This window comes from Enterococcus sp. 2STP, assembly GCF_032465635.1.
Taxonomy (GTDB): Bacteria; Bacillota; Bacilli; order Lactobacillales; family Enterococcaceae; genus Enterococcus_B; species Enterococcus_B lactis.
This window is the reverse complement of sequence record NZ_JAWDJH010000009.1, coordinates 177,000-192,587: the sequence shown is the minus strand read 5'-3', so window position 1 is coordinate 192,587 and position 15,588 is coordinate 177,000. Positions and strand designations below refer to the sequence as shown.

The window sequence follows — 15,588 nt, the reverse complement described above, 5'->3', positions numbered from 1 at the left end:
TGGAAATATGTTTTATGCGCAACTTGTAACGAATAATATCATGGTCGAGAGTGGACGGATGGTAGAAATAGCTAGAGAAGAGTTAGGGAATTTGAATGGTGATAAATATTGGCGCTGGTTTGGTTTTGAAAATCGTGCAGAATGGTCTGCGATGTTCGTTTCATGGGTAGCAGATCAAGCAGGTTACATCAGTCAAAATAAAGTATTGAAGACGCCAAATGTATTAGCGATGAGAGACTGGTTTTACGAAAATGAAAAATTCAAACGTCATGATGAAGAGTATTTACCACAATCTGGTGATCTTATTTTCTTTGATTGGTCAGGTGGAAGAACTGGCAAGGATTTTGTCGGAATTGTGGAATATGCAGGGGGCGGAATGGTCCAAGTCATCGAAGGAAATTCCGACAATCGAGTAAGAAGAAGAACCTATGCTTTAGATAGCATAGCTATCTCGGGGTATGGAACCCCATAATCTTATTTTTAGGAAAGGTGCGAAGATGCTTAAAAATTTTTTAGAGACAAAAGCTGGAAGAAACATCATTATAGGTATAGCTGTTCTAATCGTGGCAGTAATTACTCTTGTCACTTATTCACTGATGAGTGGAAAACCAAAGGAAACAGCCCAAGCAAATGATAAGACAGAACAAACTCAAGAAAGCAAAGAAACGATCGGACGTTATAACGGAACAATCTACAGCGGAACATGGTATTCGAACCGTTCGGATGATATGTATATCGAGTTAGATGCAGATGGAACTTACTGGGCTTCTTCCTGGATTCCTAAAGGCGAATACTACCTCAAGGACCAAAATATTATGGTTTTAGAAGCAGAAGATGGAAAAACAAAGGAGTTCCAGTTACAAACACGGATGGGTAGCACAGTGATGTATCTGAAAGAAGGAGAAGAAGAGATCTTCTTATATCCGAATGAAGACATCAAACAAAAAATGGAATCAGAAAATGCAGAACAAATCGAAGCGGCTGAAAAAGCAGTGAACCAAATGTGGTCTGATATCCTGACGCAAGGTCACTGGGAGAACAAAAATTCAGATCGAACATTCAAGCTGGAATTCAAAGATGGAGAATATATTCAAACGAAAATCGAAGGTGATGATCAGGAAACGGAGACATTCCAATATACCATAACAGGAATAGTTACGGAACAAAGCGGAGCTACTGTTTCATTAAGCCGAACAGACGGAAATGATAGAAAACAAGATATTAATTTTAAGATAACAGAAGAAGGATCAAAATATATCTTGGCAGGACCAGTAGGGACCTTCAAGTGGAACTCTTACTATGAAAAAAAATATGACGATGTCACACTAACGCAAGATGGGGCAACACGCGACGATTTGCCCGAACGGACGATAGAGACAACAGATGAAGAAGGGAACAAGGTCATTATCACAGAAAGAGATGTGACGAACTGATGGATGGAAATAATGCTGCGAAAGATAAAGAAGTAGAACTCACGGAAAGAGGGTTTCTCTATCTCGCTAAAAGCACTCCCCGTATTTTATTATTTGCCGTGAAGTCTCTATATAGAATTGGAAGAGGAACGATCAATCTTGTGAGAAAGAAAAGTTTTCGCGAGACTATTAAAAGCCTGCCTCGTGTTCCAATAGTTATGTTTAAACTTTTATATAACGCTAGAACAAGAAGTATCGATTTTGTGGAAAAGATGCGGGGGAAACAACAAATTACTGTCTCTTCAGAAAAACAACAAACAAAAATAAGACCAAAAGAATCGATCCAGCAACAAAAAACCTCACAGATTTCCATACCAAGGGATCATTTAACAAGAGAACAAGGTCCTCCTACTAATGGAAATTCTTCTATGGAAAAACCGCAAATATTGAAAAGTAATAGCGAATTTAAGACAAAAACGAACAGAAAAGTAAGTCATCAACAATCACTCCAGTCTGTAAAAGTTCGCGCAACCAATAAAGCAAAGCAACTAAACAGAAGAAATAGTGCTCAAAGATCGGGGAATTTAAACCGGAATATCCCAGCTACGACAAGGTAATGACTTAGGAAGAACGAGATTTCCATCTCTTCCTAAGCATTTTCTAAATCAAGCGTATAACAGTTTGTATCTCAAGAACAATAGACAAATGAAACAAGACGCAATGGTCAACAGCGCATGACTCGATTTAGTGAATAAAGCGGAGGTTCATGATGGATAAACGAGAAAAAGCTTATTTACGCAGTAGTAAGAACATACTGAATAATCACTTTACTTATATTTTAGATAACGTCAAAGAAATAGAAAAAACGTTAAACAAACAACAGAAGGAAATGACGAAAAGAATGATTGCACCTCCTAAAAAGCAAGTGTTGCTTGATGAATATAATCAAACAAAAGAAACTTATAGGGTATGGAATCAAAGATTAGCAGATGTCGAAGAACAGATTCTAGATGTAAGAAAGCTATTGAATGACAAAAATGATTATCAGTATAAAAGCAAGACGATGAAAAGAAAAGGATATGTGGTGGGCACAGCCAAATCTTATTTAAGTCATAACGTTGAACGATCAATGAATGATATCCGGAAGACAACAAATTTTGGGATTGAATTATACAAGCAACAAGTGAATAAAGAACGCCCGCCTAGTAATTTTCAAATCACGTTAGAAGACATTATTAAAGCTAGAGCAGCCCTTAAAAGTACCCCAAATAATCCTAGAGAAAATCAAGCCATAAAAAAAAACGGTTGTCGGTAAAACAGCAAAGCCAACATGTAGGCTTAATAAAACAAAAAGCGAGGTCTGAAAAAATGTCTAATAAAAAGGACGTAAAAAAAGAAAAAGAATTGCTGAACGAGAAATTCAAAAGTGTTTGTGAAGACTGGCAATCAATATACAAAGAACTGATTAAGGGACAAAAAGAAATACAGAAGGAAGGGGTAGCTCTAGAAAATCCTGAGTACAGAAACGAATTTAAAAAAGCTTTTCAATCTAACGAATATAAAAATGGAATGTCGATTTATAAACAATCTGTAAAGCTAATTAAAGATTATCAGAACAATTTGATTGATTATGGAAAAATTTGTCATCAAATGCATGATCTTGAGCAACAAATATATGGAAAAAGAAAAGAAATCAAGGATAAACCAAGTTATATAAAAAGCAGTAAAACATTTAAACGGTTGAACTATAAAGAAGGATTTGCTGTAAAAGCTTTAAAAAACAGTTATAAAAAATTTTACCCTAACGAAGTATCATCTGTTATCAGTACGATCAACGATCTTGCTGATACTGCAAATGTCAAGTTACACCTTCGCAATGAACAAGAAATATCCCAAGCGTTGAACAATTTATTGCCAGCTGTGCGTAGAGATGGACAGAAAGATAAACAAAATCTAAACTTGGGAAATAAAGTAGAACAAGCACGCAAAAATGCTGGATCTACGAGAAATTCATCAGTTCAAAAAAGGCCTCATCAAGTTCGCTGATACGAATCAAAAAAAATAAGGGGCTGTGACAAAAGTCTTGTCACAGCCCTTATTTTCGAATAAACGGTGTTCCAGAAGTAGCTTCTTCGGAAATAAGCCGAAATTTCACAAAAATTTGAGAAGCAATTTTCGTAAACTCCTTCTTATTTCTTGAAGCTGACTACTTCTGTCACAACCTCTTCAAGTCGTTAAATGGCTTGTACAACGATCGTTAGTAATAAACCCAATACATAGCTAGCATTGAATAAGACCATATTTTTGATGGAATAGCTGAAACTGATAGGTTGGGGTAATGTTTGCTTGAATTGATCTAAATGCTTCTTCACAATTGGAAAAGTCAAGAAGGTGACTAAGATCGGCCATTCATAGATACCACTTAACAATCCCATCAAAATCACAAAATAGCAAGCATACATCAATAGCTGAAATAAGACTGTTCCTGCTGGACGTCCGATATAAAAAACCAGTGTATAGCGATGATTTTCAATATCGCGGTCAAGATCTCGCAAATTATTAGCTAACATGATATTGGCAATCGTAAACACCAGGGGTAAAGAGGCTAAGACAATTGCTGCTACAGCCCAAAGGTTTCCTACCAAAGCAAATTGCCCGGATGAAAAGTTGATTGTCAGATCATAGACATCCGAACCGAATGTATTGACATAAACGACCATGGCAAAAATCCCAAGTCCCATAGTCACCCCGCTGAAGATTTCCCCTAAAGGCATTCGAGACAAGGGAATTGGACCGAATGTATAGAATACTCCGATAAAACAACAGATAAATCCCATCAAAAGCAAAAGCCAACCCGTATTGATCGTTAAAATAACGCCAATAACAAAAACGAATGCGATCATCGCTAAAATCATGTTTCGAATCAATACAGGGGATAGATTTCTGCGACCAATGACGTTTTCTTCATACTTATATACTTCAGAATGCGCCTTTTCATAATCCATGTAATTATTGATCGCGGTAGTCGCCAAATCAAAAACTAGCATCCCAATAAAAAATAAAAAAGTGTTCAGCCAATGTATCTCGTGAAAAAAAGCGATAGAGAATAATACCCCTACCGCAAAAGGAAATACACTAGCCACCTTTGTTCGTATTTCAACTACTTCTAAAAAGATTTTTAGTGTCATGGTTCGTGCTCCTTATTTTAGTTCAGAACGGTCACCCATCGTGTAATGGGAGTCCTCAGATAATTTGAAAGTGTCTTTGATTGGATCGGTCACATATACTTTATCGTCTTTCGTCACGAAGATTGCTTCCGTCCCATTGTTCAATTCGCTTTCGACATATTCCAGACCTTTTTTCACACCCATTGAAAAGACTGCTGTAGACAGACCATCACCATCGATCGATTTATCTGTTATGATCGTGACACTTGCGATATCGTTGTCGAACGGGTAACCCGTTTTTGGATCGAACAAATGATGGTATTTTTTGCCATCTACTTCTAAATAGCGCTCGTAAATTCCAGAAGTAACTAACGTTTTGTTCCGTTCTTTGATAGAACCTAGAACAGAGCCACGAGCCATATTTGGATCTTGGATGCCAACTGTCCAGTCTTGATTTTCGCCTCTTGGGCTGTGTCCTAAGACATAGACATTCCCACCTAAGTCAACGATAGCAGTAGTCACACCTTGTTTTTTCAAGACTTTTACTACTTCGTCCGTAATGTAGCCTTTGGCGATTGCACCTAAGTCGATGATCATCCCTTTTTCTTTTAGATAGACCGTTTTTTCTTTGTCATTTAGTTCGATCTTATGATAATCCACTAATTTCAATGCCTGATCGATTTCTTCTTGTGAAGGTTTTCTGGCGTCATCAAAACCGATTCGCCATAATTGAGTGATCGCACCAATTGCCATATCGAATCCGCCTTGAGAATCTTGGCTGTATTCATAGGCTCGTTTGACTAACGTGTAGACGTCGTCAGAAACTTTTACTGGTTTGATACCAGCTTGTTCATTCACTTCATCGATCTCGGAACCTTTTTGATTGATCGTGATTTTATCACCAAGTTCTTTTACTCGATCAAAGGCAGGTTTCAATGCTGATTCTTTGCCTTCATCATACACACGGATACGAACGTAAGTCCCTAACAAGAACTGTTCATCAGAGTACGGATCTTTTAAGATCTTGGTAGATGCTGAACTTTCAGTGGTTGTATTTTTTGTTGAGTTAGTGCAGCCAGTTAGCACCATAAAAGAGATGCTCAGTGTGATTAAGGAAAATAGTAGTTTTTTCCGCATTGTTTTCCTCTCTTCATTTTGAAAGGTGAGACGACTGCCTAACCTGGCTATCGTCCCACCCTCCAACTTTTATTCGTATGATTATGTGATTATTTTTCTGTTACGATATTATCTACTTCGATTGTTTGAGTGTCGCCTTTTTCAGCTGCATTCACTAATTGTTGTGCGTACATGATGAATGAATGTGAGCTGTGTGTAGCACCTGTAACAACTTCTACATCAGCTGGTGAGCCGTCTTCTTCACCCATTGCTTTGACGAATTCATCGTTAAGAGTAGGGATGTAAGTTTTTGGTTCTGTCCCGCTTTTGGCTTTCATGTTTTCATTGTATTCTGTATCATCTTGTTTTGATTTACCGTCTTTGTCAATATAATCAAAGTTTGATTCAGTTACTTTGCCGCCAGCAACTGTCATTTCGAATTGCACACGGTAGCCGTTAGAGTAGTTCTTTTCTTCTAGCTTGTAAGTGCCGTCTTTCAAATCAGCACCATTGTCGATTTCGATTGTATCTGTGTTACCAGCTTGAGCAGCTTGGATCAATTGTTGTGCGTAGTTTTGGAAGCTTTCAGATGAGTGAGTAGCTCCAGTTACGACTTCCACACCGCTTGCGCTTTGTGCTTTTAAGAATTGGTCATTCAACTCAGGAATGTATTTTTCTGGATTTGTGCCAGATTTAGCTTCCATGTTTTTGTTGTATTCTGCATCTTTTGTTTTTGATTCGCCGTTTTCATTGACGTTATCATATTTTGATTCAGTGATTTTGCCGTCTTTTACAACCATTTCAAAGACTGCGCGGTAACCATTTGAATAATTTTTTTCTTCTAATTTATATGTGCCGTCTTGCAAGTCTCCGCCAGCAACAACTTTTGCAGATGATTCTGTTGTGCTTTTTGCAGTCGAAGATTGTGCTGTAGATGATTCAGAAGAAGAATTTGAACTTCCGTTGTCATCTGCGCCGCAAGCGCCTAACACTAGAGCTGAAAATGCTAACACGGCAAATCCAGTTACAAAACGTTTTTTCTTCATTTTAATACCCCACCATTCCATTTTTAGTCCACAATTTTTCTTTGTGATTCATTATACATTCTAATCTTTTTAGCCTATAAGTCAACTATTTTCGATAAATAACCCATGTAATATTTCAAACGTTTTCTTTCAGCAAATTTCGTGAAAAAACGCTTTATTTTAAAATTTGAAAAAAATCCAAAAGGAGTTAGACAAAAGAACAGAACATCTATATAATATATGGAGATTGTGTAATAAGTATCAAACTAAAAGAATTATCATATATTCATTATATAGATAGTCTATAAGGAGCGGATGATCAATGGCAAAGCAAAATATTGTCGTTGTAGGAGCAGGATATGCCGGTGTTTCAGCTACAAAATACTTGGCAAAGAAACTGAAAAAAGAAGATGTAGCAATTACTCTGATCGATCGTCATTCGTACCATACTATGATGACCGAGTTGCATGAAGTAGCTGGCGGACGTGTAGAACCAGAAGCAATCCAATACGATCTGCAGCATTTGTTTGCTCGTCAAAAGAATGTACAGCTTGTCACAGACACAGTTGTCGGTATCGATAAAGAACAGAAAATCGTCAAGACCAAATTAGGTTCCTATCCTTTTGATCAGCTGATCCTTGGAATGGGCGGAGAGCCGAATGACTTTGGTACACCTGGTGTCAAAGCACACGGATTCACTCTTTGGTCATTTGAAGACTCTGTAAGGATTCGTGAACATATTGAGAAAACAGTAGCAAAAGCTGCATTGGAACCAAATGATGAGTTGCGTAAAGCCATGCTGACTTTCGTTGTCTGTGGTTCTGGGTTTACTGGTATTGAAATGATTGGGGAACTGATCGACTGGAAAAATCGCTTAGCCAAAGATTATAAGTTAGATCCAAACGAGATCACACTAATGGTCGTAGAGGCAATGCCGACGATCTTGAATATGTTAGACCGAAATGATGCTGCAAAAGCTGAACGCTATTTGCGTAAGCACAATGTAGAATTATTATTGAATGCACCAATCGTAGAGGTGGCTGCGGATCATATCAAGCTGAAGGACGGACGCAACATTCCGACTCACACACTGATTTGGACAGCCGGTGTTAAAGGAACTTCTGACGCTGCTGACTTTGGATTAGAAGCAGCACGCGGACAGCGGTTGATCGCCAATGAATACATGCAGGCAAAAGGCTACGAAGATAAAAACATCTATATCATCGGTGATTTAGTCTTTTATGAAGAGTTTCCAGGAACACCGACACCGCAGATCGTCCAAGCTGCTGAACAAACAGGACACACAGCCGCAGCGAATATCGTGGCTTCGATCAAAGGCGGAGAAAAGCATAAATTTAAAGGGAACTATCAAGGATTTATGGTTTCTATTGGTGCCAAATGGGGGGTAGCTAACCTATTTGACAAGATCCATCTAAGCGGATTTTTAGCTATCGTAATGAAACATATCGTGAATTTGAAATACTTCTTTGATATTCGTTCTGGTTATTATATGTTCCAATATTTAATGCATGAGTTTTTCCATATCAAAGACGATCGCAACGTGACTCGAGGACATTCTTCTCGTTACGGCAACGTCTTATGGAGTGTGCCACTTCGTATTTTCTATGGTTTAGTTTGGTTCGTTGAAGCTTCTAAAAAAATCATTGGGAATGGTGAAGTGTTCAAACCAAGTACATGGTTTGGTGAAGGATCATGGTTCACTGGAAACAGCGTATTCCCTTGGACATGGGAATATAATGTAACAGATGTTGCCAGTGGTGCTTCTGCTGCTGGAGATGCAACGACAGCTGCTAGCGGAGCAGGGGCAAGTGCCGGAGAAGCAGCGACTCATGCTGCACATTTCGGTTTGAGTTATGCATACGGAGAAGAACCAATGGCTGTGATTGAGAAGTCACCAGACTGGTTCACAAAGATCATGCAAGTGATCATGCCAAATAATGATGTAGCAATGTTCTTCCAGAAATTCATGGTATTCTTTGAAATTGCCTTGGCATTAGCATTGATTGCTGGATTATTCACATGGCTATGCAGTGCGACAACGATCGTATTAGTGATCACGTTCTGTTTATCAGGTATGTTTTACTGGGTAAACATTTGGTTCATTTTTGTTGCTTTCGCATTGATGAACGGTTCCGGTCGTGCGATTGGTTTGGATCGCTGGGTGATTCCATGGCTACAACGTACACTAGGCAATTGGTGGTACGGTAGACCAAGTGCCCAATACGGCAAGAAATAAATAGATAAAAATAAATGAACAACGTTACTTGAATGCAAGATTTCAATAGAAAGGGGCTGAGGCAAACCGTCGCAGCCTCCTTTTTATGTAAAATAAAGGAATAAGATGCCCGAGATAAGCCACCACGCTTAAAGCAAGACGCAGGTGTCACAACCTCTGATAAACGGTATTCCAGAAGTAGCTTCTTCGGAAATAAGACGAAATTTCACAAAAATTTGAGAAGCAATTTTCATAAATTCCTTCTTATTTCTTGAAGCTGCCCACTTCTGTCACAACCTCTTGATATAAACGGTGTTCCACCTGCTGCTTCTCGGTAATAAGTCCAAAGAATCAGAAAACATGGAAAGCTGTTTCCTACTCTTCGTTCTTATTACTCAAAGCAAGTCACAGGTGTCACAACCTCTTGTTTTTATGCTAAAATTGGGTGAGTTAATCTGGAAAAAGGAGAACAAAAATGAGCCTTAAAGAATTTGCTGAAAAAAGTCTGCTCAAACCTTGGGATGTTTTTATAATTTTTCTTTTGACTGTTCTTTCTTTTTTACCAGTCATGATTTTTGGTCTTCAGCAAAACACCGCAACAGCAGAAAAAGAAGCGGTACTGCGTGTGGATGGCACAGAAATCAAAACATTCCCTTTGATGGCTGGAGAAAAGAGCTACACATATACTTACAAAGATAAACACGGAGATTATAACTTGATCGAGATAGATGGCGATCGAGTACGGATAAAAGAAGCAGATTGCGATGACCAGATCTGCGTACGTCGAGGCTGGGCAACAAAAAATGGCGAAACCATTGTTTGTTTACCACATAAATTAGTGATCGAGGTCCGATCAACAGATGGGGGTGACGAAGACAGTCTGATTTATTAGACCTTCACACACCATGAGCAAATTACAAAAAATGATTTATATTTCGCTACTTGTTGCACAAGGAGTGATCATTGGCTTACTGGAAAATATGATCCCTTATCCTTTTGCTTTTGCGCCTGGGGCAAAACTGGGATTAGCCAACCTGATCACGATCGTTGCGATTTTTACCATGAAAAAACGGGACAGCTTCTTGTTATTGTGGCTGCGACTATTTCTGACTACCTTGCTAGGTGGAACGATTTCTACGTTCCTTTATAGTATGAGCGGTGCGCTGCTTAGTTATTTTGGGATGTTATTGGTCAAGCAATTAGGTCCCAAACGTGTCAGTATCATCGGAATCAGTGCGGCCGGCGGGTTCATGCATAATGTCGGTCAGCTTTTGATGGCCTCTTTCATTGCGCAATCATGGACAGTCATGCTGTACTTGCCAGTCCTTTCCGTTTTAGGAATCTTGTCAGGAATCGCTATCGGGATCGCGGCGAATTATCTTTTACGACATGTGCAGACACTGCAACGATTCCAAAAAGATTATGAGCAGGGAACCAAACAACAATGGAGCCCGATGTTTACTAAAAAATAATCGTCACACAAGGAGTTTTTTTATGAAGCTACATCCAATGTGGGAAAACTATCCTGCTTTAAGTAAAGAATTGACAGAAACACTAAAACGGATGGAAGAAACTGTCCGTCTGAAAAACAAACCTGTCGAACAAGCAATCAAAGAAACGATTCATGCCGGCGGAAAACTGTTGCGACCTGCCTATCAGCTACTGTTCTCACAATTTGGACCAGAGCAAGACCGGGACAAAGCCATCGCTTTGGCAGCTTCCATCGAAATGCTCCATACGGCCACACTGATTCATGATGATATCGTTGATGAAGCAGATCTGCGACGTGGTCAGCCTAATATCCGTAGTCAGTTTGGGAATGTCGTTTCTGTCTATGCAGGAGATTATTTATTCGTCTGCTGTTTTAAACTATTGTCTGATTACTCGACTTCCCTGAAAAGTCTTCAATTGAATTCTCGCAGTATGGAAAAAGTATTGAATGGCGAATTAGGGCAGATGGATGATCGCTATAATTATGAACTTTCTGTAAAAGAATATTTGGAGAATATCTCAGGTAAGACAGCTGAATTGTTCCAACTAAGTTGTTCTGTTGGCGCTTTTGAAAGTGGAACAAGCGAGCGTTTCGCAAAAAAAGCAGGAGATATCGGACTTTCTATCGGGATGGCCTTCCAGATTATCGATGATATTTTGGATTATACAAAAGAGAGTCAGGAAATTGGGAAACCTGTACTAGAAGACATGCGTCAAGGAGTCTATTCTTTGCCATTGATCTATTCTTTGCAAAAAAACAAACAGAGTTTACTGCCTTATTTAGAGAAGAAAACGGAAATGACAGAAAAAGATGTTGAAGCCGTACGCAAAATCGTTGAACGTACAGGAGGTGTGGGAGAAGCTAAGAAATTAGCAGCAGCCTACACCGAAAAGGCGTTGAAAGAAATCAAGAAATTACCTGACACCTCTCTTCGAACGAGAGAAAACCTTTTTTCCCTTACTCAATTGATTCTAGACCGCAAAGACTGAATAGAATTTGGTGCAACACGTGGATAAATTCCTAAGGATGAAATCTGCGTGTTTTGGATCACTTGAAATGGATTTTTTGATGTTAACAAGCAAAAATAAAGAGCAACGTCGCTAACTGACGTTGCCCTTTATTTTTTATCTCGGATCATTTTTTTTATCTTTTCGACTTCTTATGACTCATGAAAGTGATTCTTAAACCGATTACAAGTAATATAACGCCTGCGACTGTTATCCAATTATTTGATTGACTTCCAGTTTTAGGAAGTACTTTTTTTGATTTATTTAAATGATCATCGCTTGTTTTATTAGCTAAGTTAACGTTCGTCTTGTTATCCGAACTTGTTCTTGGGAAAGAGACACTTGCATGACGACTATCACTTGTGATAAATGTTGTATCTGCCGTATCGGTACTGTCACTTATTGTTCGAGTAGTATCTGAGCTATCGCTTGTAGTCGTTGTACCTGTACCATCACTTGATGTGGTAGTTGTCGTATCTGTATTGTCGCTTGAATCTGCCGTATTGGTACTGTCACTTGAAGTGGTAGTTGTGTCTGTGCTATCACTTGTAGTTGACGTATCGGAACTATCACTTGTTGTTCGAGTTGTATCCGTGCTATCACTTGAAGTTGTTGTGTCAGTACTATTACTTGTGGTAGTTGTATCTGTGCTATCGCTTGAAGCAGTTGTGTCGGTACTATCACTTGAAGTGGTAGTTGTATCTGTACTATCACTTGTTGTAGTTGTATCTGTGCTATCGCTTGAAGCAGTTGTGTCGGTACTATCACTTGAAGTGGTAGTTGTATCTGTGCTATCACTTGTAGTAGTTGTGTCTGTACTATCGCTTGAAGCAGTTGTGTCGGTACTATCGCTTGAAGTGGTAGTTGTGTCTGTGCTATCACTTGAAGCAGTTGTATCTGTGCTGTCACTTGTAGTAGTTGTGTCAGTACTATCACTTGTGGACGTTGTATCCGAGCTATCGCTTGTAGTAGTTGTGTCGGTACTATCACTTGTTGTAGTTGTATCTGTGCTATCGGTTGTAGTCGTTGTGTCGGAACTATCACTTGAAGTGGTAGTTGTATCTGTACTATCACTTGTGGTAGTTGTATCTGTGCTATCGCTTGAAGTGGTAGTTGTATCCGTACTATCGCTTGAAGCAGTTGTATCTGTACTATCACTTGAAGTGGTAGTTGTGTCTGTGCTATCACTTGAAGCAGTTGTATCTGTGCTATCGCTTGTGGTAGTAGTATCTGTGCTATCGGTTGTAGTCGTTGTATCTGTGCTATCACTTGTGGACGTGGTATCCGTACTATCGCTTGTAGTCGTTGTGTCGGTACTATCACTTGTAGTTGACGTGTCAGTACTATCACTTGTGGATGTGGTATCTGTACCGCCTGTACCATTGTCGCTGATAAATATTTCGTTAGGCTCCCAACGATTGGTAGCCGCATCTAAAATCACATTTGTCCCTATAATCGTACCGTCTTGGTTTTGAGTAATGTGAATAGTGGCATTAGGCGCAAGGATCGTACCCTGAAAAGGAGCACTGATTGTCAAATCAGTCATCTCATTTCCGAAATTCCAAGAGATATTCGCATCCGAAAAATCTTCTGTTTCATGATTGGAACGATCATTGTATTTGATTGGTGACTGTACGTTCAATGCAGAAGAACTGTTGATGACATTAAATACGACTACTTGATCACTTGGATTAATGATTTGAAGTGGCGTATTCATCGTTAACACTTCTGCGTCGATATTTACCAATAAAAATCCAGAATCTGATAAACCAGTCAAGTCAATGGTTCGATTATTCATGTCTGGAAAATCCGCAGCAGTATATGTTTTAACTGGAGTGGCAGTTGCAAGGTCATTTGCTGCTACATTCAATCTAGCAAACTCTTGCTCGAAATCAATATATTCGTTTCCATCACGGTCTTTATAGAAATCATCTGGAGTTAAGTGATCAAGCCTTGCTCCATTAACCGTAGGACGTCCATCTTGTAATGCTACATCCACATTACTACCAACGACAAATTTATTCATTCTTGTGTCGCCAGTAGGGATTCCAGAAGAATTAATGAAAGAATCAGTTTTTTGTATATAATTGATCTCTTGGTTCAATAAGCCTTCATGAAGCTCTGTCCCAAAATTATTATTTGCATCCAGTTCATGTGTTGCTATATTTCCGTCTGTATGGGCATTAACCGTTGTCTTGTTTTTGGCAAATACATGGAATTGACCAGCAATTCCCAGCAAACCATAATTCCCAGTTAAATCATTATAAACATTCCCAGGATCTTTAGGAATATATGTTTCCGCTGAAACAGCCACACCATACGAAAAGATGTTGAACAATAAAGCAGCTAATACTAATAAACTTACCCTTTTTTTCATCTTTTCCCTTCCTTTCATTTCAAACATTTTCCTATTATACTCTTTTTTTCCTAAGCTTAAACTGTTCGTTTTAAAAAATCATTATTTATTTAAACAATATTAATGAATCATTCATTTTGTTGATTTTTGTTCAAGTGGAAAATAGAGAATATCTTTCTCTTTCAATCTCCAAACGATCATGCTAGTGACTGGAAAGTGTAAAAAGTGAGGGGGTGTAGTAACATATAAGTAGAAATCCTAGAGTTAGGAAAAAGCAAGTAGGATAAATAAAAAGGAGGAAAACAGATGAATTATTTAGATATGTTATGCGAGAGTGTGGACCGAGCATACGAGCGATTTGAACGCTTGTTTGAAGGCGTCTCTATTGAGGAGGCCAACCGTTTTCCAGTGGAAGACAGAGCTCCGCAAATCAAATCAATGACTTGGCTGGCTTGGCATACCGCTCGAGAATTGGATTTCCAGATTGCTGATTTAGCCAGTACCTCTCCAATTTGGCACAGCCAAGATTGGGAAAGCCGGTTTCCGATGACGATAGCAGATGACGAACAAGATTGGAAGCACAGTCTGGAACAAGCAAAACAAATCCAAGCTAATCAAGTAGAAGACCTGCTAGGATACTTGCGGGCTGCTTCTGATTCTGCTATTTCTTATTTAAGAGGGTTAGAACCTTCCGAACTAGATGAAGTAATTGACAAGAGCTGGACACCACCAGTCACGCGAGGGATGCGTCTCGTTTCTATTATTGATGACGCTGCCATGCACTCTGGTCAGGTGATCTATGCGAGACGTTTATTGGGATTGAAAGACTAAGGCACTAAATAAAAAAGAACTTACGACAAAAACAAGTCGCAAGTTCTTTTTTGATTTCAGTTGATTGGCATCCATGGTCTGTATAGTAGTAAGGAATGTACTAAATAGTAGTGAAGCCGTCAGTAAACGCAATTTTCTCTTTTTCATTTCAAATCCCTCCATTTTTTATTGTAATCGGTTACTAGTTCATCCTAATAAATAATCCAATAAGAAGGAAGTTTATTTCACTTTTCTGGTCATCCACATATTTCTATAAAAGGAAAAAACTGTTCTGAGAGTGTGTTCTTAGTCTGATAAAGTATTAGCAGGTAGGCAGTTTTATCGATAAAAACATTATGGAAAAATAAAATCAGATCCATTTGTTTTTATAGAAAAAACAGAAAAGTTCTATCGATAAAAAGCGGCAAAGGAGGAAGATATTCTGGTCAAACGACATAAAAAAAAGATCATCGCTTCCCTAGTAGTACTGGTAGTTGCACTCGGCGGCTTTTTTGTCTATGACCATTTTTGGAAAGAGCCGGAAGTGATCATGAATTTGAATAGCGGCGATCAATCATTTATCAAGGACATGTCAGAAGAAGAGTTGCGTGATTTTCTGCAAGATCAAGCAGACGAAGATTATGTTCGGCTGAAGTTGGATACGACGATGCGTTTTGATACCTCTGACAAACCTGGGTCAGTCAATATCCAAAACCCGCCCAGTAACGAATACGCCATCGAAGTGACAACTTATATCGAAGGAGAAGACGATGAAATCTACATTTCTGGAGTGATCCAGCCAGAACAATATGTAAGTGAAGGCAAACTGTTGCGTAAAGTAGCTAAAGGAACATACAAAACGATCAGTACGGTCCAATTTTTGGATTCCGAAAAGAATGTAGTCGGAACATCTTCTGTCGTTGGAAAGTTAACAGTTGAAAGTTAACTGATAGCAAATATATATTTT

At 38.8% G+C, this 15,588-nt stretch carries 15 protein-coding genes; 11 read left to right on the top strand and 4 right to left on the bottom strand.

All coding sequences use genetic code 11. The annotated features are described in order from the left end of the window. Positions 1–7 precede the first annotated feature (7 nt). The 5 genes from RWU19_RS13960 (at position 8) to RWU19_RS02760 (ending at position 3,458) form a co-directional block, all read left to right on the top strand. The gene (locus tag RWU19_RS13960) at positions 8–472 is read left to right on the top strand and encodes a CHAP domain-containing protein (RefSeq protein WP_410053483.1); all 465 of its coding nucleotides are present in this window, start codon (positions 8–10) and stop codon (positions 470–472) included. Positions 473–497: 25 nt separating this feature from the next. Beyond that, positions 498–1,433: a hypothetical protein gene (locus RWU19_RS02775; RefSeq protein WP_024634756.1), complete on the top strand. Its 936-nt coding sequence runs from the start codon at positions 498–500 to the stop codon at positions 1,431–1,433. After that, positions 1,433–2,029, top strand: coding sequence for a hypothetical protein (locus RWU19_RS02770; RefSeq protein ID WP_123837745.1), 597 nt, complete (start codon positions 1,433–1,435; stop codon positions 2,027–2,029). Before RWU19_RS02775 ends, RWU19_RS02770 begins: the two co-directional genes overlap by 1 nt. A gap of 152 nt (positions 2,030–2,181) precedes the next feature. Continuing rightward, entirely contained in the window at positions 2,182–2,727 is a 546-nt protein-coding gene (locus RWU19_RS02765; protein WP_260241629.1) for a hypothetical protein, read from the top strand. A gap of 53 nt (positions 2,728–2,780) precedes the next feature. After that, positions 2,781–3,458 carry a hypothetical protein gene (locus tag RWU19_RS02760; protein WP_260241628.1) on the top strand — a complete coding sequence of 226 codons (678 nt, stop codon included), beginning with the start codon at positions 2,781–2,783 and terminating at the stop codon, positions 3,456–3,458. A gap of 188 nt (positions 3,459–3,646) precedes the next feature. Here RWU19_RS02760 and menA read toward each other — a convergent pair whose 3' ends face one another. From menA to pplA, 3 genes are all read right to left on the bottom strand, one after another. Further along, positions 3,647–4,600 carry a 1,4-dihydroxy-2-naphthoate polyprenyltransferase gene (gene menA / locus RWU19_RS02755; protein ID WP_123837748.1) on the bottom strand — a complete coding sequence of 318 codons (954 nt, stop codon included), beginning with the start codon at positions 4,598–4,600 and terminating at the stop codon, positions 3,647–3,649. Positions 4,601–4,612: 12 nt separating this feature from the next. Beyond that, a complete protein-coding gene (locus RWU19_RS02750) occupies positions 4,613–5,716 on the bottom strand; it encodes an FAD:protein FMN transferase (protein ID WP_123837749.1) in 1,104 nt (367 codons plus the stop codon). A gap of 89 nt (positions 5,717–5,805) precedes the next feature. Next, complete coding sequence (gene pplA / locus RWU19_RS02745) at positions 5,806–6,741, bottom strand: extracellular electron transfer flavoprotein PplA (RefSeq protein ID WP_002307821.1); 936 nt, start codon at positions 6,739–6,741, stop codon at positions 5,806–5,808. 301 nt (positions 6,742–7,042) lie between these two features. Here pplA and RWU19_RS02740 point away from each other — a divergent pair, with 301 nt between their 5' ends. The 4 genes from RWU19_RS02740 (at position 7,043) to RWU19_RS02725 (ending at position 11,437) form a co-directional block, all read left to right on the top strand. Then, positions 7,043–8,977: an NAD(P)/FAD-dependent oxidoreductase gene (locus tag RWU19_RS02740; protein WP_002315805.1), complete on the top strand. Its 1,935-nt coding sequence runs from the start codon at positions 7,043–7,045 to the stop codon at positions 8,975–8,977. 454 nt (positions 8,978–9,431) lie between these two features. Next, on the top strand, positions 9,432–9,848 hold the full coding sequence (locus tag RWU19_RS02735; protein WP_002315806.1) for a NusG domain II-containing protein: 417 nt from the start codon (positions 9,432–9,434) through the stop codon (positions 9,846–9,848). Positions 9,849–9,861: 13 nt separating this feature from the next. Next, on the top strand, positions 9,862–10,428 hold the full coding sequence (locus RWU19_RS02730) for a Gx transporter family protein (RefSeq protein ID WP_042957083.1): 567 nt from the start codon (positions 9,862–9,864) through the stop codon (positions 10,426–10,428). A 22-nt stretch (positions 10,429–10,450) separates the two neighbouring features. Continuing rightward, complete coding sequence (locus RWU19_RS02725) at positions 10,451–11,437, top strand: polyprenyl synthetase family protein (protein WP_024634764.1); 987 nt, start codon at positions 10,451–10,453, stop codon at positions 11,435–11,437. A 154-nt stretch (positions 11,438–11,591) separates the two neighbouring features. Here RWU19_RS02725 and RWU19_RS02720 read toward each other — a convergent pair whose 3' ends face one another. Then, the gene (locus RWU19_RS02720; RefSeq protein ID WP_316002707.1) at positions 11,592–13,832 is read right to left on the bottom strand and encodes a collagen-binding domain-containing protein; all 2,241 of its coding nucleotides are present in this window, start codon (positions 13,830–13,832) and stop codon (positions 11,592–11,594) included. A gap of 285 nt (positions 13,833–14,117) precedes the next feature. Between RWU19_RS02720 and RWU19_RS02715 the strand changes: the two genes are divergently transcribed. After that, a complete protein-coding gene (locus RWU19_RS02715) occupies positions 14,118–14,642 on the top strand; it encodes a DUF664 domain-containing protein (protein ID WP_070770385.1) in 525 nt (174 codons plus the stop codon). A 529-nt stretch (positions 14,643–15,171) separates the two neighbouring features. After that, complete coding sequence (locus RWU19_RS02710; protein WP_229507552.1) at positions 15,172–15,567, top strand: hypothetical protein; 396 nt, start codon at positions 15,172–15,174, stop codon at positions 15,565–15,567. The last annotated feature ends 21 nt before the right edge of the window (positions 15,568–15,588 follow it).